Raw genomic sequence first — 19289 nt, forward strand, 5'->3', positions numbered from 1 at the left:
CTGATTCACAGGGAGGTCATGCCATGAAAGGTGACAGCAAACTCATCGCTCATCTCAACAAGGTGCTCGGTAACGAGCTCATCGCCATCAATCAATATTTTCTGCACGCCCGCATGTTTGATGACTGGGGCCTCAAGGGGCTGGGTCACAAGGAGTATCACGAGTCGATCGACGAGATGAAGCATGCCGACGAACTGGTGAAGCGGATCCTCTTTCTCGAGGGGATCCCGAACCTGCAGGATCTCGGCAAGCTGAAGATCGGGGAGCATGTGGAGGAGATGTTGCGCTGCGATCTGGATCTCGAGATTGCCGCCATTGGGGATCTGCGTGCGGCCATCCTCTACGCCGAGTCGATCCAGGACTATGTGAGCCGGGATCTGTTCCAGGATATCCTCGAGGATGAAGAGGAACATGTGGACTGGCTTGAGACCCAACTCGATCTTATCGATCGGCTCGGCCTCGAGAATTACCAGCAGTCCCAACTCCATCATCAGGGATCATGATGTTTGCATAACTATTGAATAAATAGAGCCAAAAGGGGCTCGCTGCGGCGGGCCCCTGTTCTTTTTTTGAATAGGTTTTCATGAGCGGAATATCATGAAAAATATGATTATTTTTTGTCTTTCAGGTCACAAAAACCGCATCCGTTAGCAGGCATGATCGGCACGCTTGCAGGCAACCCATAACAAGACCAACAAGGATGCACACCATGACTCTTACCCTCAACAGGGTGGCGCTCGCCTGCGCCCTCACCCTGCCCCTGCTTGCCTGTAACGGTAGCAACGACTCCTCGGCACCCAAGGCCGATCCTGTAGCTACCCGCGCCGCTCTGCTCACCGTGATGCAGGAGGCGGTCACTCAGTCCGCCCAGCTGGATCCTTATGGCTTTGCCATCGATGCCGACAGCATAGCGGCCAGGCAACGGCTGGATCAGTCGCTGCTGGATCGACTCAAGGGATTGGATCCCTCCGTGCTGGGGGAGCGGGATCGCCTCTTCTACGACATGATCAGTTGGGATCTCTCCCTGGCGATCGAGGGGGCGACCCTGCCCCAGTCCCAGATTCCCATCCATCACTTCCGTAACCGGGTCGCCGATCTGGCCGGTGACGTGGGAGAGGGGCCGCAGCAGGGGCGTCGGGCCGCCCCCCGCACCGCCAGCGGCTTTGACTACTTCGACGACACCACACCGGCGCAACTTGCCGTGATCGAGGCCCGTTGGCGCCAGGATCTGGATCGCCACGACAGACCGGCTCCGCAGGCGATGGCACGCAGCGCCGGCGATCCGGCCGCCTGGTATCAGGAGCATCTGACCTGGCTCAAGGCCTATGACACCTATCTGGTCCAGGTGAAGCATCAGTTTGAGCTTGGCAGCGCCCGTGGCAATACCCTGCCGGACGAGTTGGTGGATCGGGTGGTCAAACAGCTCTCCAGCAAGCTGGAGGGGGATCAGCTGAGCGGTCTCTACGATGGCTGGAGCTCCATGCCGGCAGAGATAGATAGCACCCTGCGCGAGGAGTACAAGGGGGTGCTGGAGCGCATCAATCAACACTTCGTGGCCCTGCGTGACTATCTCGACTATCGCAACGGGGGTGCTTATGGGGTCCGTATCGGTAGCGGTGAGTGTGACGACGGCTTCTGCGGTATGACAGATGGACGCAACTGGTATCGCTGGCTGCTGAAGAAACATACCACCACCACCATGACCCCCGAAGAGGTGCACAAACTGGGTCTTGGAGAGGTGGAGCGCATCTTCGGCTCCATGGTTCAGGTGTGCCACACGGTGGGCAAGTGTGCCAGCAGCGATGTGGCCGCGGCCAAACAGAGTGGCGAGATTTACGCCTTCTTCCGCTACCTTAACCAGCCGGGCTTCTTCTATCAGAATCCCTATGAGGTGTGGAGCGCCAGCGTCAATCCGGACAACCCCGGCAGCGGTCTGAGCGAGGCCCGGCAGGCGGCCCTGGCCGAGCACAATCGGGCGCTGGCCGAGTACAACCGTTTCAAGGAGAAGGCGGCACTGGTACTACCCGACTTCTTCGACGCCGAGAAGACTATCCCCAGGCTCGACTACGAGGTGGTGCCCGTCTCTTACGACGAGGCCCCCTATGGTGGGGTAGCCTGGTATCAGGACGGCAATCCCCAGACCGGGCGCAAGGGGCAGTTCTTCCTCAACACCTTCTACCCGTTCGGGTTGCAGAGCTGGAACATCAGCACCCTGTTGGCTCATGAGGCGGCGCCCGGCCACCACTTCCAGATCACCATTGCCCAGGAGTTGGCCGCCAAGGATCCCGACTTCCCGGCCTATGTGGCCAATTCCCACTACACCGCTTATGCGGAGGGGTGGGCTCTCTATACCGAGTATCTGGCCGATCACGACATGGGGCTCTATCAGGGAAGAGGACTGTTTGACCCTGCCAAGGGCGATCCCAAGGTCGAAGGATCGGAGGCCTTCAACAATCAGCTCCAGTACTTTGGTCGTCTCAACGAGGAGATGCTCAGGGCGATGCGGCTGGTGGTCGATACCGGTCTGCACTGGTACGGCTGGAGCCATGACAGGGCGGTGCAGTACATGAAGGAAAATTCGGCCCTGGGAGATGGGGACGTCGGCTCGGAAGTGCCGCGCTATATGGCCTATACGGGTCAGGCCACCTCCTACAAGGCCGGTCAGCTCACCCTGCTGCGGATGCGGGCCGCCGCCGAGGAGGCCCTCGGCAGCCGCTTCGATCTCAAGGGCTTCCACCACCATGTGCTGGAGTACGGCATGCTGCCCATGTCGGTGCTGGAGCAGAAGAACGCCCAGTGGATCAAGGCGCAGGAATAATCGTAGGCAAGGGTGCCGGGAGAGCCGGCGCCCTTTGGTGAGGGATAGATATTGAATAACATTCGGTGATGCGGAATAAATAAGAATTATTTGTTGTTTCGTGGTTGATGTTTCGAATTGTATGATCAAGGTTATCAACTTGTACCATTGAGTTCCCCGCCATGGACGGGCGCAGGGAATCCCCCGGAGTCATACCATGAAATTCAAAACCATGAGCGTGCATAGCGGGCAGCGTCTCGATCCCCAGACCGGCGCCCTGACCACCCCGCTCTACCAGAGCAGCACCTTCAGCTACTTCACCGCCGAAGAGGGGCGCGCCCGGTTTAGTGGCCAGAACCCTGGCTTCATCTACAGCCGTTTCGCCAACCCGACCACCGCCGAGCTGGAGCTGAAACTCGCGGCCCTCGAGGGGGCGGACGAGGCGTTGGTGGTGGCGAGCGGCATGGCGGCGGTGAGCGCCATCCTCTATGCCCTCACCAGCCAGGGTGACGAGATAGCCTACATAGGTCCCCTCTATGGCGGCACCGAAGCCTTCCTTAAGCAGACCTTCACCCGTGCCGGGGTCACTGTGACCGGTTACGAGAGCGATCGGGATCTGCACGCCAACCTGAGACCGGGCACCAAGCTGGTACTCTTCGAAACCCTGACCAACCCGACCCTCAAGGTGATCGACCCGCGTCTGGTGGTGGAGGCGGCCCGGCGCGTTGGCGCCATCACGGTGTGCGACAACACCTTCCTCACCCCCTACCTGCAACGGCCTCTCGAACTCGGTGTGGATCTGGTGATGCACAGCGGCACCAAGTATCTGGGCGGCCACGGGGACATCATCGCCGGGGTGGTGGCGGGCGGCAGCGCCTTGATGAGCCGGGTGCGCACCGTGGCGCTCAAGCATATCGGCTCTCCCATAGGTCCCCAGGAGGCCTACCTGCTGCAACGCGGGGTCAAGACCCTGCCCCTGCGCATGGACGCCCACTTGTACAATGCGGGCAAGGTGGCGGCCTTCCTCGCCGCCCACCCGGGCGTGCAGCGGGTCATCTACCCGGGGCTGGAGACACATCCCGGTCACGCCGTGCTGGGAGAGGTGGCCGAGGGCTTCGGCGGCATGGTGAGCATAGAGCTCGAAGGTGGCTTTGCCCGCGCCGCACGCTTCCTCGATCGCCTGAGCCTGTTTACCCAGGCGGTGAGCCTTGGCGATCTCGAGAGTCTGGCCTGTCACCCGGCCAGCACCACCCATGCTGCCATGGATGCGGCGAGCCGCACCGCGGCCGGGGTCAGCGACGATCTCATCCGTCTGAGCATAGGGGTGGAGGATGCCGACGACCTGATCGCCGATCTGGCGGCCGCCCTGGCCGAGTAAGGGAGCAGAGAACAACACGGGGGCCTTTTGGCCCCAGTTTGCATGTCAGCGTTACGCTTATTTGCCGTGTTCTGCGTGGTAGAGAGCCCACTCCTCCACGACGCGACCGTCGGAGAGGTGGCAGTAGCCGGTCACGCCACCCGGCTCGTCGCGCAGCTCCAGCTTGCCCCCCTGATCGAGGCAGTAGACGGAGGCGGGATTGGCCATGCCCACCGGTTTCTCGGGGGCGGGTTGGCTGCTACAGCCGGTGAGCAGCACCAGCAGGGCGGCGGGGATGATGAGCTTCATGGAGTCCTCCAGAGTGGAAATCGCGACCCCAGCCTAAGGAGGTGAAGGGGCAAGGGCAAGAATTTTTGCCCCATTTGCATCCATTCAAGACAACTTCTGTCTCCTTCCCCAGGCCGGTAATTAATCGGCATTAACAATAAAATCATGTTGTTAGGTAAGGTGGTGACACGGGTTGTCGCGAGCGTCGGGGGCCTGGCTCACCTTTGCACAGGCCATTTGTCATAGTGAGCCAAAACTCATAACCAGGTGACAACTCATGAAGCGTATCTTTCCTCTCACCCTGATGCTGATGCTGGGAACGGCGCAGGCCTCCGAAACCCTGGGCACAGTGCTCGGCGGTGGCGCCGGAGGGGCGGCGGGGGCCGTGATCGGCAAGAATCTGGGAGGCGATACCGGCGCCCTGATCGGGGCAGCGCTGGGAGGCGCAGCCGGTGGCAGCATAGGCGCCAAGAAGGGTAACAAGAACGAAGCTGCCCTCGGTGGTGCCGTGGGGGCCCTCAGTGGTGCCGCCCTCGGCAAGAGTCTGGGGGGGGACACGGGTCAGCTGATCGGGGCCGGTATCGGTGGCGGGGCGGGTTCTGCGATCGGAGCCAAGAATGGCGATCGTGACGAGGGTCATGGCGATCATCGCCACTACCACAAGAAGAAGCGCAAACATCGCCATTGGGATGACGACGATTAAGGTAGCAAAGAGGCCCCGAGGGGCCTCTTCTCATTGGCTCATCCCTGGCTCTTGAGCCACTTGCGGATGCGGTTGGCGTCCCCGACCGGGGTCAGCTTCCCCTGGGCATTGAGCAGCACTATGGTGAGCTCGCGGGCATCGGGTTTGGCACGCATCACCAGGCAGCGCCCCGCCTCATTGGTGTAGCCGGTCTTGGAGAGGCGCACATCCCAGTCGTTGTTCTTCACCAGGGGATTGGTGTTGTTGAACATCAGGCTGTAGGCCGGCTTGGCAAAGCGCATCTCCTGATCCTCATCCTGGGTAAATTGGCGGATCAGGGGCTGGCGGTAGGCGGCGGTTACCAGCTTGGCCAGGTCCCGGGCGGTGGCGACGTTGCGGGTAGAGAGGCCGGTTGAGTCGTAGAAGTGGGTGTGGAACATGCCCAGCTGGCGGGCCTTGCTGTTCATGGCGCGCACAAAGGCGGTGCGGCCGCCCGGGTAGTGGCGGGCAAGGGCCGAGGCCATGCGGTTCTCCGACGACATCAGGGCCAGATGCAGGGCGTCGCGGCGACTCACCTTGGTGCCCATTCGTACCCGTGAGTGGGTGCTCTTGACCCTGTCCCTGTCGTTCTCGTCGATGGTCAACAGCTGGTCGAGATCCTGTCTGGCGTCGAGCACCACCAGGGCCGTCATCAACTTGGTGAGAGAGGCGATGGGGCGAGCCTGGTTGGGGTTCTTTTGATAGAGCACGGCGCCACTGCGGGCGTCCATCACCAGAGCATTGCCTGACTTGATACCGGGATCGGTGGCCGGTTTGGCCCACAGGGTCGGGGCCAGCAGAAGAGTGGAGAGGAGCACACCGAGCGGGCGTGCCAGACGCAGAGTGAACACAGCAATGACTCCTGGGCCGGGAAAAGGGGGGCCGAAAAGGGGCTAGATTCACTCATTTTTGCCGGGGGAAAACAAGAGCGCCGGCACCTTTTTTTCAAGGCTGCCGGCGCGGGGGATCACTTGCCCTGACGCTTGCGGATTTGGCGCCAGATGATGGCTCCCAGCCCCAGCACCAGCAGGGCCAGTGGCAGGTAGAGAATGAAGCTGAGGAACTGATCCTGATAGGTCTCGGCCAGCTTGGTGTGGCTGATGTAATAGCCAAAGCCGACCAGGGGGGTGCACCACATGATGGCGCTGACGAGGTTGATGATGAGGAAGCGCCCCTGGGGGATCTCGGCGGCACCGACGATGCAAGGGTAGACGGTACGCACGAAGGCGATGTAGCGCGCCGTGATCAGGGTCAGGATGCCGTACTTGTTGAGCAGGTAGTAGGCCTTCTCCTGGTGTGGCTTGTCGATATGGGAGAGCAGCCGGTGGAACATCTGGGTGTGGCCGAAGAAGCGCCCCTGCATGTAGCCGAGCCAGGTCCCGAAGAAGGAGCAGGCGATCAGCATGGGGAGCACGGCCCAGGAGACCACCCCCTGGAAGATCAGCACCCCGGTCAGCACCAGCAGGCTGTCACCGGGCAGAAACGCGGTGGGTAAAAAGCCGTTCTCCAGAATCATGAAGAGGGCCAGCACCACGCAGAGCATGGTGGCCAGCTTGGGGTCGGACAGGGCGACCAGGTCGAGATTCATGAAGGCATGAATCAGATGCGAGAACTGCTCCATCATGGCAGTGACTGCTCCGTAGGTTCCGAGCGTCGGGTCGCCAGCACCTTGTCGATGCGCAGGCCATCCATATCGACGATCTCCAGTTGCCATTGCTCCAGATTCAGCACCTCCCCGGTCCGGGGAATTCGGCCAAGCAGAAACATGATCAAACCGCTAAGGGTATGGTAGTGGTGTTTCTCCTCTTCCGGCAGGCGGGAGAGGGAGAGACTGTCTTTGAGTTCGGGCAGCGGAATCAGTCCGTCGAGCAGCAGGCTGCCATCGCCACGCTGCACCGCCCAGTTTTCATCGCTGGCGTTGTCGGGGAAATCACCGGCCAGCGCCTCCAGCAGATCGCGCTGGGTTACCAGCCCCTGCAGCTCACCGTATTCGTCGACCACCAGGGCCAGGGGCTCGGAGTGGGTGCGAAAGTGGTTCAGCAGCTCGAAGCCGTGCAGGGTCTCCGGCAGCAGGCTGCCCTGCTGCACCATGGCCCGCAGTTCGATGGGCCTGCCCTGTACGAAGGCATCGAGCACACGGGTGGCGTGCAGTATCCCCACCACGTTGGAGAGGGAACCCTCACACACCGGGTAGTAGCTGTGCTGCTCGGCGGTCATGCGGCGCAGGTTCTCCTCGAGAGGCTGCTCCAGGTCGAGGAAGTGAATGTCGCTGCGCGGCACCATGAGTGAGGAGAGGGTACGTTCGTCGAGGCGGAAGACGTTGCGCAGCATGCGATGCTCCTCATCCTCGATGACTCCGGCCTCGGAGCCCTCCACCAGCATGGCGTGGATCTCCTCCTCGGTGACGTTGTTGGCGCCATCCTGGCGTACCCGCAGCAGGCTCAGGGTGGTGTGGGTCGATGCCGACAGCAGCCAGACGAAGGGGCGGGTCAGCATGGCCAGCCCCAGCATGGGGCGGGCCACCAGACAGGCGATGCGCTCGGCGCTGATCTGGCCGATCCGTTTCGGTACCAGCTCGCCGATGACGATGGAGAGATAGGTCACCACCACCACCACGAAGACGGTCGCGACCATGGCGCTGGCGCGCTCACCCATGCCCAGCTCGGTGAGCCAGAGTGCGAGCGGCTTGGCCAGCACGGACTCCCCGTAGATACCGTTGAGCAGCCCTATGCTGGTGATGCCGATCTGCACCGCAGAGAGGAAGTTGGTGGGATCTTCAGCCAGGCGCAGGGCGATCCGGGCACCGCCGCTCCCCTCGTCGGCCAGCCGGGCGAGGCGGGCCTTGCGGGCGGTGACGATGGCGATTTCTGACATGGCGAAGAGGCCGTTGAGCAGGATCAATCCGATGAGGATCAATAATTCCATAGGGATGTGACAATTCCTGTATCGAAGCGCGTTGGCATTCTAATGAATTTGGGGAGATTGCGCTTGTAAAACCTGCCCCGCCGGGCAAGGCACCATCTTGGAACTGTGATCCTGTACCGCAAATGAAAAGCCCCCTCGGGTGAGGGGGCTCTCGGTCGACCGTGTTACAGGGCGGCGATTTCCGCCTGCTGGGCTTCCAGCTTGACCAGCTGGCTGCGGTAGTCGGCCAGCTTCTCGCGCTCCTTGGCGATGACCGCCTCGGGGGCCTTGGCGACGAAGCCCTCGTTGCCGAGTTTACCTTCGATGCGGCCGCACTCGCCGGCGAGCTTGGCGATCTCCTTGGCCAGGCGGGTCAGCTCGGCCTCCTTGTCGATGAGGCCGGCCATGGGGATCAGCAGCTCGGTGTCACCCACCAGCTTCTTGACCGACAGGGGCGCAGCCTCGCCCTCGGCCAGCACGCGGATGGAGGCGAGCTTGGCCAGGGTCTTGAGGAAGGTCTCGTTGTCGGCGGCACGCCGGGCATCCACGGCGTTGCAGACCAGCAGGACCTCGAGCGGTACGCTCGGGGCCACGTTCATCTCGGCGCGGATGTTGCGAATGCCGACGATGAACTCCTTGACCCACTCCTGGTCAGCCAGGGCGGCGTCGTCCACCTTGGCGGCGTCGAACGCCGGGAAGGCTTGCACCATGATGGTGTCGGCCTGGATGCCGGCCAGCGGGGCCACCGACTTCCAGATGGTCTCGGTGATGAACGGAATGATCGGGTGGGCCAGACGCAGCAGGGTCTCGAGCACGTTGACGAGGGTGTGACGGGTGGCGCGTTGCTCGGCCTCGGAGCCGTTCCACAGTACCGGCTTGGTCAGCTCCAGGTACCAGTCGCAGAACTGGTTCCAGATGAACTCATAGAGTACACCGGCGGCCATGTCGAAGCGGTAGGTATCCAGTGCGGTGCGGAAATCGCGCACGGCCAGCTGCAGCTGGGACTGGATCCAGCGATCCGCCAGGCTGAACTGCATCTCGCCGCCATTCAGGCCGCAGTCCTGATCCTCGGTGTTCATCAGCACGTAGCGCGACGCGTTCCACAGCTTGTTGCAGAAGTTGCGATAACCATCCAGGCGCTTCATGTCCCAGTTGATGTCGCGACCGGTAGAGGCCAGTGCCGCCAGGGTGAAGCGCAGGGCGTCGGTGCCGTGGGCCTCGATCCCTTCCGGGAACTGCTTGGCGGTACGCTTGCCGATCTTCTCGGCCATCTGCGGCTGCATCATGTTGCCGGTACGCTTCTCCAGCAGATCTTCCAGGGAGATGCCGTCGATCATGTCGAGGGGATCGAGCACGTTGCCCTTGGACTTGGACATCTTCTGGCCTTCCTCGTCGCGGATGAGGCCAGTGATGTAGACGGTCTTGAACGGCACTTGCGGCTGGCCGTCGTCGTCCTTGATGAAGTACATGGTCATCATGATCATCCGGGCGATCCAGAAGAAGATGATGTCGAAGCCGCTCATCAGCACGTCGGTCGGGTGGAAGGTCTTGAGGGCATCGGTCTTCTCCGGCCAGCCCAGGGTGGAGAAGGTCCACAGGGCGGAGCTGAACCAGGTGTCGAGCACGTCCTCGTCCTGGCGCAGCACGGTCACCGCCGGGATGCTGTGCTTGGCGCGCACTTCGTCCTCGCTGCGGCCAACGTAGACGTTGCCGGATTCGTCATACCAGGCCGGGATGCGGTGACCCCACCACAGCTGACGGGAGACGCACCAGTCCTGAATGTCGCGCATCCAGGAGAAGTACATGTTCTCGTATTGCTTGGGCACGAACTGGATGCGGCCATCTTCCACGGCGGCGATGGCGTCTTTGGCCAGGGGGGCGACGCGCACGTACCACTGGTCGGTCAGCATCGGCTCGATGGGCACGCCACCGCGATCGCCGTAGGGCTGTTGCAGCACGTGATCCTTGATTTCTGCCAGCAGACCCAGCTCGTCGAGCTTGGCCACGATGGCCTTGCGGGCAGCGAAGCGCTCGAGGCCGGCGAACTCGCCCGGCAGGGCGCCGTCGTAGGCGTCACAGACGTTGCCCTCGCTGTCGAACACCTCGGCGATGGCACGCACGTGGGCGTCCAGGGTAAAGATGTTGATCATCGGCAGGCTGTGGCGCTTGCCGACCTGGTTATCGTTGAAGTCGTGGGCTGGGGTGATCTTCACACAGCCGGTGCCCTTCTCCATGTCGGCGTGCTCGTCGGCGACGATGGGGATCAGGCGGTTCACCAGCGGCAACAGGATGTGCTGGCCGATCAGCGCCTGGTAACGGGGGTCTTCCGGGTTCACGGCGACCGCGGTGTCACCCAGCATGGTTTCCGGACGAGTGGTGGCGACGATCAGGTGATCCTGGCCATCGGCGGTCTTGGCGCCGTTGGCGAGCGGGTAGCGCAGGTGCCACATGTGGCCCTTCACTTCCTTGTTTTCCACTTCCAGATCGGAGATGGCGGTGCCGAGCTTGGGATCCCAGTTCACCAGGCGCTTGCCGCGGTACATCAGGCCATCTTGGTAGAGGCGCACGAACACTTCCTGCACCGCCCTGGAGAGGCCCGGATCCATGGTGAAACGCTCGCGCTCCCAATCCACGGAGTCGCCGAGGCGACGCATCTGACGGGTGATGGTGCCGCCAGACTCTTCCTTCCACTGCCAAATCTTGTCGATGAAGGCGTCACGGCCGTAGTCGTGGCGGCTCTTGCCCTCTTCGGCGGCGATCTTGCGCTCCACCACCATCTGGGTGGCGATACCGGCGTGGTCGGTACCGGACTGCCACAGGGTGTTCTTGCCCTGCATGCGGTTGTAGCGGATCAGGGTGTCCATCAGGGTCTGCTGGAAGGCGTGACCCATGTGCAGGCTGCCGGTGACGTTCGGCGGCGGAATCATGATGCAGAAGGATTCCTGGCTGGTGTCGCCGTGGGGCTTGAAGTAACCCTGGGACTCCCAGTGCTGATAGAGCGCCTGCTCGATGGCGTTGTGGTTGAAGGTCTTTTCCATGGTGTCGCTGTTTTCCGAAGAATCTAAAAGGGGTGGCAGTCAGGAGGCGGCAGACGGGGGCTCGAGCGTCTCGAGCATATGCCCCGCCTGACGATAGGCCTTGTAGCGTTCGCGGGCCTGCTGCTTGTCGCTCTCGTTAGTGGGGACAAAATCTACCACTTGAGCGAACTCTCCTGCAAACAAAGGTGTGTCGTCGGTCAGGTTAATCAGCCGGGCGTAGCGGCGGCGCGGGGGCAGGTGGCCGATCTCGACCTGGGCCTGGCCGCTCTCCTCCTGCAACTGGTGGGGCACGAAACGATCGGCCGGCAGTTGCCAGAGACGCTCGTCCAGGCGCAGGGCCTGTTCCTGATCGCGACAGAGGCAATAGACGTGGCCGTCGCGCCAGTAGTCAGCCACCAGCTGGCAGACCAGGGCTTCCCGGTCGTCATCCTGCATCAGATAGAAGGTCACTTGGCTCATGCCGCTCTCCACTGGCCATCTAATAAAACAAGGAAGAGGGGGCGCCTCTTCCTTGCACTGGGGTGAGTCACTCGCGACTCATCAATCCTTGACTTCGATATCCACGCCGGCCCGGTTCAGCAGGAACTGGGTCAGCAGCGGCACCGGACGACCGGTGGAGCCCTTCTCCTTGCCGCTCTTCCAGGCGGTTCCGGCGATATCCAGGTGCGCCCAGTTGTACTTCTTGGTGAAGCGTGACAGGAAGGCGGCCGCCGTGATGGTGCCGGCCGGACGGCCACCTATGTTGGCCATGTCGGCGAACGGGCTCTCCAGCTGCTCCTGGTACTCGTCGAACAGGGGCAGGCGCCAGGCGCGATCGCCGGCCTGCTCGGAGGCGTTGAGCAGTTCGGTGGCGAGCGGGTTGTGGTTGGCCAAGAGGCCCGAGGTGTGGTGGCCCAGGGCGATGATGCAGGCACCGGTCAGGGTGGCTACGTCGATCACCGTCTCCGGCTCGAAGCGATCCACATAGGTGAGGGCATCGCACAGTACCAGACGGCCTTCCGCATCGGTGTTGAGCACTTCGATGGTCTGACCTGACATGGAGGTGAGGATGTCACCGGGGCGGTAGGCGTTGCCACCGGGCATGTTCTCGCAACCGGCCAGCACGCCGATGACGTTGATCGGCAGTTGCAGCTCGGCCAGGGCGTGCATGGTTCCGAGCACGGCGGCGGCGCCCCCCATGTCGTACTTCATCTCGTCCATGCCGTCGGCCGGCTTGATAGAGATACCGCCCGAGTCGAAGGTGAGACCCTTGCCGACCAGCACGATGGGCTTGGCATCCGGGTGACCCTTGTACTCGATGAGAGCCATCATGGCCTCGTTTTCGGAGCCACGGGCCACCGCCAGGTAGGAGTTCATGCCGAGCTCGGCCATCTCCTGCTCACCGATCACCTTGGTGCTGATGTTGGCGTAGGCGTCGGCCAGGCGGCGTGCCTGGGAGGCCAGGTAAGCCGGGTTGCAGACGTTGGGCGGCATGTTGGCCACGTCGCGGCACACCTTGGTGCCACGGGCCACGGCCAGACCGTGGGCGATCGCCTTCTCACCCACCGACAGCTCGCGGCGGGTCGGCACGTTGAACACCAGCTTGCGCAGGGGGCGGCGCGGCTCGGCCTTGTTGGTCTTGAACTGATCGAAGGTGTAGAGACCGCCCTTGGTGGCCTCGACCGCCTGACGCACCTTCCAGTAGGTATCGCGCCCCTTGACGTGCAGCTCGGTCAGGAAGCAGACCGCCTCCATGGAGCCGGTTTCGTTGAGGGTGGTGATGGTCTTGTTGATGATCTGCTTGTACTGGCGCTCGTCGAGTTCACGCTCCTTGCCGCAGCCCACCAGCAGTACCCGTTCGCTCAGGACGCCCGGTACCTGGTGCAGCAGCAGCATCTGACCCGGTTTCCCTTCCAGATCACCCCGGCGCAGCAACGAGCTGATGTAGCCGTCGCTGATCTTGTCCAGTTGCTCGGCAACCGGAGAGAGGCGACGCGGCTCGAAGACACCCACCACAACGCAGGCGCTGCGCTGTTTCTCGGGACTGCCACTCTTTACACTGAACTCCATGCAATCTCCTACATCTAAAGACAAGCCCCCCCTTTTCATGAATAATGGGGGGCTTACTGGGGTCGAACAGGCGGAGCTTTACAGCCCGTGCCCCGCTGTCTAAATAGGCAAAAATATATACTAGAGTCCTATTTTTCAGCCATTCGACCAAAAACACAAGTTTACGTGGGAATGAGTGTGATCGTATTCCGATATCTGTTCAAAGAGACGCTCAAGACGCAGCTCGCCGTGCTGTTCGTGCTGCTGCTGATCTTCGTCAGCCAGCAGTTCATCAAGATCATCTCCGATGCCGCCGAGGGGAGTGTGCCCACCCAGCTGGTATCGACACTGCTTTGGCTCAACCTGCCCAACATGGCGCTGCTGATGCTGCCCATCAGCCTGTTTCTCGCCATTCTGTTTGCCCATGGCCGCTTCTATGCCGAAAGCGAGCTGACCGTGATGCATGCGGTGGGGTTCAGCCATCGCTTCGTGATGCGCAATGCCATGATCCTGGCCCTGGTGACCGCCCTGGTGGCCGTGGCCAACACCCTCTGGGTCGCCCCCTACGCCAAGGAGCGCGAGTACCAGGTGATGGACCAGTTCAAGTCCGATCCCGGTGTTTCCCTGCTCCAGGAGGGTCGCTTCCTCGAGCTCGACAAGGGGCGTTCGGTGGCCTACATCCAGGAGCTCAACGGTCGCGGCACCGAGCTCGGCAAGGTCTTCCTGCTGCAACACGGGGAGGGGAGCACGCCTCCCTCCCTGGTGGTGGCCGATACGGGGGAGATCACCATCGACAAGGAGGGGCTGCAGTGGCTGACCCTCAAGGATGGGACCCGCTATGAGGGGAATTTCAGTGGCAAGGCGTTTCGTATCTCCGATTTCGGCAGCTACGGGGTGGTGATCCGCCAGCGGGATCTCGAGACCTCCCAGCGCAAGTCGAGCGCCAAGTCGACCGACGAGCTGCTGCGTGGCGATCTGGATAACGAGCTGATGGCCGAGCTGCAGTGGCGCCTCTCCCTGCCCCTCTCCATCCCGGTACTCACCTTTCTGGTGGTGCCCCTGGCCCGGGTCAACCCGCGTCAGGGGCGCTATGCCAAGCTGCTGCCGTCGATCCTGCTCTATCTCTCCTACTTCCTGCTGCTCAGTGCCGGGCGCTCGGCCATCGCCAGCGGCAGCCTGCCCCATTGGCCGGGCATGTTCCTCATCCCGCTCGCCTACCTGCTGTTTATCGGCCTGCCCCTCAATCTGCAGGGGACGGCGTGGTGGAACCGCACCAAGGTGAAGTGGTTGCAACGGGCCAAGGCCTGATGATTCCGAGGTATTGAATGTTTGGCATTATCGATAGGTATATAGGCCGGGTTATCTTCATGTCGATCCTGCTCGCCGAGTTGACCCTGGTGGGGCTGGCTGCCCTCATCAAGTATGTGGAGCAGCTCAAGGCGGTGGGGGATGGGGACTACACCCTGGTCAAGGCCTTCTACTTCGTGATCCTCTCCATGCCCAAGGAGGCGGTCATGTTCTTCCCTCTGGCGGCCCTGCTCGGCGGTCTCATCGGCCTGGGGCAGCTGGCGACCAGCTCCGAGCTGGTGGTGATGCAGGCGGCCGGTCGCTCCCGGCTCAGCATAGTGATGGCGGCGCTCAAGACGGCTATCCCCCTGATGTTGGTGGTGACCCTGGTGGGAGAATATGTGGCCCCCATCGCCAAGCGTGCCGCCGGCGACATCAAGGCGAGCGCCATGTCGGAGGGGCGTCTCACCCTCTCCGCCTATGGGGTGTGGGCCCGGGATGGCAGCGACTATGTCAACATCTCCGGGGTTCGTAATGACGGCTCCCTGACCGGCATCACCCTCTACCGCTTCAACGGTGAGCGCAAGCTGATCGAGGTGGTACAGGCTCAGGAGGGGCAGTTTGTTCAGCGCCATTGGGAACTCAAATCGGTGGCGATCACCCGCTTCGACAACCCGGCCCGCATCACCAGGGAGAGCAGTGCCCTGATGGAGTGGCAGTCCGAGCTGACGCCCAAGGAGCTGGGGGTGGTGAGTATCGATCCCGAGAACCTCTCGGTGGGCGGTTTGATGGACTATATCGGTTATCTCAAGGCAAACCAGCAGGATGCGGGACGTTATCTGCTGGAGATGTGGCGCAAGGTGCTGTCACCCCTCTCTGTGGTGGCCATGATCCTGCTTGCCTCCTCCTTTATCTTCGGGCCCCTGCGCTCGGTGAGCATGGGGGCGCGCATGCTGATGGGGATCATCACCGGCTTCCTGGTCTATGTGAGCGATCGCCTGTTCGGGCCGGTCAGCCTGGTTTACTCGGTGCCGCCCATCATAGGGGCCATCGCACCCAGTCTGCTGTTTGGCGGCGGGGCGCTCTACATACTGAGCCGCAAGCGCTGAGACAACAAAAAGGGCACCGCAGGGTGCCCTTCGTCTATGGCTTAATCCCGATCGAGCAGGGCTTGGTTCTCTTCCTTGCTTAATACGATCACCTCACACTCGGCCCAGATATCCTGGAAGGCGCGGGGGCTGAAGAGGGCCATCAGGTTGCCGAGGCCGAAGGCCGCGGTTGCCAACCGGATCAGCGCCTGGGTGAAGCGAATGGGGCTGCCATCCTTGTTCTGGATGCGCAGGCGCCAGGCACGCATGCCGATGGTCTGACCGCCACGTACCCAGAACCAGCTGTAGAAGCCGAGGATGATGGCGGCCAGCCAGGCGGTATAGAGCAGGCTGTGAGAGAGGAGGTCGGCCACCTCTTGCCCCTCGGCGAGCCGGGCCCAGCCAAACATCAGCGCCAGATGTGCCACACCGAAGCCGATAAAGCCACCGATGATCAGCAAAGAGAGGACGACCAGGCTGTCGTAGAGCCAGGCACCCATCCTGCGCCAAAAGGAGGCTTGCGGGTGGCTGGGAGTCGGGGTTGGGGTCTTGGGGGGGTTACGTTTGGCCATGAGGGTTCCTTCCTGAGAGTCCGGGGCATTGTAGGGAGTGTGATGAGGGTCGGCAAGGTGTTGAATAATTGGACAATCACCGAGGGATGACAGAAAAAGAGCTTGCCTGCCCCAGAGCCATTCGTATAATCGCTCCCACTGCCCGGGTGGCGAAATCGGTAGACGCAGCGGATTCAAAATCCGCCGGGTAAAACCGTGTCGGTTCGAGTCCGACCCCGGGCACCACATTCCTGACAAGGCCACTCATTCGAGTGGCCTTGTTGCTTTTTGGGGATACTCCCCCGTTTCCCGTTTCCCGTTTCCCGTTTCCCGTTTCCCGTTTCCCGCATGCCCATGGCTAGGCATCCCAATCCCTGCAGGATTGCCGCTACGCGGGGTTTCGCCCACGCCTGAAGGGCGAAACCCTGCCGAGGACGAACTCTTTGCATCCTATGCGGCAGCGTATATTCAGGCCTGGCCACAGGCTTGGGAGTCTGGTCACACTTTGCCAGCCGGCGTTCGGGGATTGTGACTGTGCCCCCTTCCCGCTACACTCTGCCACCTTTTTTATAAACCCCAGCAAGCCAGTGGAGATCACCATGTCCTCAGTCGGAGAGCAGTGCCGCATCCAGATCCTCGAGTTGACCGACAAGGGGGATGGCGTCGGCCGTGCCGAGGGGATCCCCGTCTACGTGGAGGGGGCCCTGCCCGGTGAAGAGGTGGAGATCGCCCTCACCCTGGTCAAGCCCAACTATATGCACGGTCGCCTCGAACAGGTGGTGACCGCGAGCCCGGACCGGGTGCCCGACTTTTGCCCCCACACCGAGTGCGGTGGTTGCCAGGTTCGCCCCCTGGCCTATCCGGCCCAGCTCGAGGCCAAGCGTGAGCTGGTGCGTGCCGCCCTGACCAGGCAGGGACTCACCACGGCGGTGGCGCCGGTGCTCGGCATGACGGACCCCTTCGCCTGGCGTAACAAGGCGCAGTTTGCGGTGCGTGCCGGCGCCGAGGGGGCCGAGATCGGCTTCTATCGCAAGCACTCCCATACCCTGGTCGCCTGCGATGACTGTGCGGTACAAGATCCCCTGCATGGGGAGCTGCTGGCACGCCTGCGTCGCTGGATGCGCGAGCATCAGGTTCGCCCCTACGATGAGGCGAACCACGAGGGGGATCTGCGCCATGTGATGACCCGCAAGGGATTCGCCAGCGGAGAGTGGATGCTGGTGCTGGTGACCCGCACCGAGACCCTGCCCGCCGAGGCCGAGTTGCTGGCCGCCCTCGAGGGGCTGCCCATTACTACCCTGGTACACAATATTCACGCCGAGCCGGGTAACCGGGTGCTGGGGCCGAGCAACCGGGTGTTGAGCGGGGAGGGGATCATCACGGATCGTCTGCACGATCTCGAGTTCGTCATCTCGCCCCTCTCCTTCTATCAGGTCAACCCGGTGCAGACCGACACTCTCTATGGCAAGGCGCTGGAGTTTGCCGCCCTGACCGGTAGCGAGACCGTGTTCGATCTCTACTGCGGCATCGGCACCATCTCTCTCTTCCTGGCCCGCCAGGCGGCCCGGGTGATCGGCATCGAGCTGGTTCCCGAGGCCATTGAGGATGCCCGCCGCAATGCCGAGCGCAACGGCATCGGGCATGCGGAGTTTCATGTGGGCAAGGCCGAGGAGAAGGTGGCCGAGCTCTATCGTGCCGGCGAGCGCGCCGATGTGGTGGTGGTCGATCCGCCACGCAAGGGGTGTGACAAGGCGCTGCTCGAGACCCTGGTCGCCATGGCGCCGGAGCGGCTGGTCTATGTCTCCTGCAACCCCCAGAGCCTGGCGCGGGATCTGGCCTGGCTGACCGCTCGCGGTTTCGTGCTGGAGGCGGTGCAGCCGGTGGATATGTTCCCCCATACCCTGCACGTGGAGGCGGTAGCGCGCCTGCGCCGGGCTTGAGCGGGCTCTGGCATCGTGTCATAAAGGCTTCCTTCGGGAAGCCTTTTTCATGGGAGACTGGGATGATTCGACTGGCCGTGCCGGATGATGCGGCGGCGCTCGATGCCTTCTTTCGCGCCCTCGATGCCGAGACGCGCTTCATGCTCTATGAAGCAGGGGAGCGCCCCTCGGATGTGGCCATTCAGCGTCAGCGTCTCGAGGCCATGACGGCGGCCCCCAACCAGGCCATGTGGCTGCTGGTGCAAGGCCTGGAGGTGCAGGGCTTTGCCGTGCTGATTGGCGGCGGCCTGGCCCGTAACCGCCATTGCGCCCTGGTGGTGATGGGGCTGCGCCGGGTTGCTCGTGGCCAGGGGCAGGGGGAGGCGCTGCTGCGTACCCTCATCGAGGAGGCGCCGCACCTCGGCATCCACCGCCTCGAGCTGGGAGTGATGGCCGATAACCAGGTGGCCCATGCCCTCTATGGCAAGTGCGGTTTCGTGGAGGAGGGGCGGCGGCGTCACGCCTATCGCGTCGGTGACGAATGGGTGGACGAGATCACCATGGGACTGCTGCTGGAGGTACGCTGATGTTGCTCATGTTGAAACGCTGGCTGGCTCGCTACGACGCCTGGTGCGCCCGTTGGGGGCTGACCCCCGAGAACCGGCGCTGCTGCGTGCCGCAGCGCCACGAGGCGAAGGCCGATCGCGAGGTCAAAAAGTGAGGCTGACGGCCCCGGTCAGGCTGTTGTAGTCAAAGCCCAGGGTGGTATCGCGGCGCAGCCGGTAGCGGCAGTTGTCGTGACGCAGGCCGTTGCCATCGGATTGGCCGTCGCTGCGATCGATATAGGAGATATAGTCGCTTTGGGAGTCGCTGATGCGCTCGTCAGCCACGCTCTGATCCGTGTCGAGCAGGCCGGTGAAGAGGCTTTCGCAGTCGTCCGGGCTGCTGACCGAGATCTGATCGCTCTCACCGCCGGGGAAGATAGCATCGACTCCCTGTCCCCCCTGATCTTCCTTGGTTCCCACCGGCCAGCCGTGGCGATTGATATCGAGATCCTGCTTGCCCATGCTGCCGAGGTTGTAGAGGGGATTGCCCTGGGCCCGCACCTGCCAGCCGGCGTTGGCCAGTTGCACACCGCCGGCAAAGGCGGAGGCGGTGCCCTGTACCGACCCCTTGAGGGCGTCATCCTTGAGATTGATGAACTTGGGCAGGGCGGTGACGGCCAGGATCCCGAGTACAATGATCACCAGCACCAGCTCGATCAGGGTAAAGCCCCGGTTGGCCTCCATGGTGTGCTTCATACTGCGGACT

The 19289-nt window shown here is 62.5% G+C and carries 18 protein-coding genes and 1 tRNA gene; 10 read left to right on the plus strand and 9 right to left on the minus strand.

All coding sequences use genetic code 11. From position 1 onward, the window contains the following. Positions 1 to 23 precede the first annotated feature (23 nt). The 3 genes from bfr (at position 24) to BN1133_RS17260 (ending at position 4175) form a co-directional block, all read left to right on the plus strand. Positions 24 to 503, plus strand: coding sequence for a bacterioferritin (gene bfr, locus BN1133_RS17250; RefSeq protein WP_050667693.1), 480 nt, complete (start codon positions 24 to 26; stop codon positions 501 to 503). Between the two features lie 197 nt (positions 504 to 700). Beyond that, positions 701 to 2818 (plus strand): DUF885 domain-containing protein, encoded by a 2118-nt coding sequence (locus tag BN1133_RS17255; protein ID WP_153006799.1) that lies wholly within the window; start codon positions 701 to 703, stop codon positions 2816 to 2818. A 196-nt stretch (positions 2819 to 3014) separates the two neighbouring features. Beyond that, positions 3015 to 4175 (plus strand): trans-sulfuration enzyme family protein, encoded by a 1161-nt coding sequence (locus BN1133_RS17260; RefSeq protein ID WP_050667695.1) that lies wholly within the window; start codon positions 3015 to 3017, stop codon positions 4173 to 4175. A 57-nt stretch (positions 4176 to 4232) separates the two neighbouring features. On the opposite strand, the gene BN1133_RS17265 is transcribed toward BN1133_RS17260, so the two are convergent. Beyond that, positions 4233 to 4463 carry a putative hemolysin gene (locus BN1133_RS17265; protein ID WP_050667696.1) on the minus strand — a complete coding sequence of 77 codons (231 nt, stop codon included), beginning with the start codon at positions 4461 to 4463 and terminating at the stop codon, positions 4233 to 4235. A 256-nt stretch (positions 4464 to 4719) separates the two neighbouring features. On the opposite strand from BN1133_RS17265, the gene BN1133_RS17270 reads away from it, so the two are divergent. Then, positions 4720 to 5145 carry a glycine zipper domain-containing protein gene (locus tag BN1133_RS17270; protein ID WP_050667697.1) on the plus strand — a complete coding sequence of 142 codons (426 nt, stop codon included), beginning with the start codon at positions 4720 to 4722 and terminating at the stop codon, positions 5143 to 5145. 38 nt (positions 5146 to 5183) lie between these two features. Here BN1133_RS17270 and pbpG read toward each other — a convergent pair whose 3' ends face one another. The 6 genes from pbpG to pepA form a co-directional block, all read right to left on the minus strand. After that, a complete protein-coding gene (gene pbpG / locus BN1133_RS17275) occupies positions 5184 to 5963 on the minus strand; it encodes a D-alanyl-D-alanine endopeptidase (protein ID WP_050667720.1) in 780 nt (259 codons plus the stop codon). A gap of 167 nt (positions 5964 to 6130) precedes the next feature. After that, positions 6131 to 6784 (minus strand): DedA family protein, encoded by a 654-nt coding sequence (locus BN1133_RS17280; RefSeq protein ID WP_050667721.1) that lies wholly within the window; start codon positions 6782 to 6784, stop codon positions 6131 to 6133. Continuing rightward, positions 6784 to 8088 (minus strand): hemolysin family protein, encoded by a 1305-nt coding sequence (locus BN1133_RS17285; RefSeq protein ID WP_050667698.1) that lies wholly within the window; start codon positions 8086 to 8088, stop codon positions 6784 to 6786. The genes BN1133_RS17280 and BN1133_RS17285 overlap by 1 nt, the downstream gene beginning before the upstream one ends. Positions 8089 to 8252: 164 nt before the next feature. Further along, positions 8253 to 11105, minus strand: coding sequence for a valine--tRNA ligase (locus BN1133_RS17290; protein ID WP_050667699.1), 2853 nt, complete (start codon positions 11103 to 11105; stop codon positions 8253 to 8255). A 39-nt stretch (positions 11106 to 11144) separates the two neighbouring features. Continuing rightward, entirely contained in the window at positions 11145 to 11564 is a 420-nt protein-coding gene (locus BN1133_RS17295; RefSeq protein ID WP_050667700.1) for a DNA polymerase III subunit chi, read from the minus strand. Between the two features lie 81 nt (positions 11565 to 11645). After that, entirely contained in the window at positions 11646 to 13154 is a 1509-nt protein-coding gene (pepA, locus tag BN1133_RS17300) for a leucyl aminopeptidase (RefSeq protein ID WP_050667701.1), read from the minus strand. Between the two features lie 171 nt (positions 13155 to 13325). On the opposite strand from pepA, the gene lptF reads away from it, so the two are divergent. Both lptF and lptG read left to right on the plus strand, forming a co-directional pair. Further along, on the plus strand, positions 13326 to 14441 hold the full coding sequence (lptF, locus tag BN1133_RS17305; RefSeq protein ID WP_050667702.1) for an LPS export ABC transporter permease LptF: 1116 nt from the start codon (positions 13326 to 13328) through the stop codon (positions 14439 to 14441). 17 nt (positions 14442 to 14458) lie between these two features. Further along, positions 14459 to 15529: an LPS export ABC transporter permease LptG gene (gene lptG / locus BN1133_RS17310; protein ID WP_050667703.1), complete on the plus strand. Its 1071-nt coding sequence runs from the start codon at positions 14459 to 14461 to the stop codon at positions 15527 to 15529. 41 nt (positions 15530 to 15570) lie between these two features. Here lptG and BN1133_RS17315 read toward each other — a convergent pair whose 3' ends face one another. Continuing rightward, positions 15571 to 16080: an RDD family protein gene (locus tag BN1133_RS17315; protein ID WP_050667704.1), complete on the minus strand. Its 510-nt coding sequence runs from the start codon at positions 16078 to 16080 to the stop codon at positions 15571 to 15573. Between the two features lie 140 nt (positions 16081 to 16220). Between BN1133_RS17315 and BN1133_RS17320 the strand changes: the two genes are divergently transcribed. The 4 genes from BN1133_RS17320 (at position 16221) to BN1133_RS20535 (ending at position 18699) form a co-directional block, all read left to right on the plus strand. Next, a tRNA-Leu gene (locus BN1133_RS17320) sits at positions 16221 to 16305 on the plus strand. A gap of 353 nt (positions 16306 to 16658) precedes the next feature. Then, entirely contained in the window at positions 16659 to 17999 is a 1341-nt protein-coding gene (gene rlmD, locus BN1133_RS17325; RefSeq protein ID WP_050667705.1) for a 23S rRNA (uracil(1939)-C(5))-methyltransferase RlmD, read from the plus strand. A 62-nt stretch (positions 18000 to 18061) separates the two neighbouring features. Beyond that, positions 18062 to 18565, plus strand: coding sequence for a GNAT family N-acetyltransferase (locus tag BN1133_RS17330; RefSeq protein WP_050667706.1), 504 nt, complete (start codon positions 18062 to 18064; stop codon positions 18563 to 18565). Next, positions 18565 to 18699, plus strand: coding sequence for a hypothetical protein (locus BN1133_RS20535; RefSeq protein ID WP_256364881.1), 135 nt, complete (start codon positions 18565 to 18567; stop codon positions 18697 to 18699). The genes BN1133_RS17330 and BN1133_RS20535 overlap by 1 nt, the downstream gene beginning before the upstream one ends. Here the strand turns inward: BN1133_RS20535 and BN1133_RS17335 are convergent. Then, the gene (locus BN1133_RS17335) at positions 18689 to 19279 is read right to left on the minus strand and encodes a prepilin-type N-terminal cleavage/methylation domain-containing protein (protein ID WP_050667707.1); all 591 of its coding nucleotides are present in this window, start codon (positions 19277 to 19279) and stop codon (positions 18689 to 18691) included. The genes BN1133_RS20535 and BN1133_RS17335 overlap by 11 nt on opposite strands. Positions 19280 to 19289 lie beyond the last annotated feature (10 nt).

Source organism: Aeromonas schubertii (assembly GCF_000820105.1).
Classification (GTDB): Bacteria; Pseudomonadota; Gammaproteobacteria; order Enterobacterales; family Aeromonadaceae; genus Aeromonas; species Aeromonas schubertii.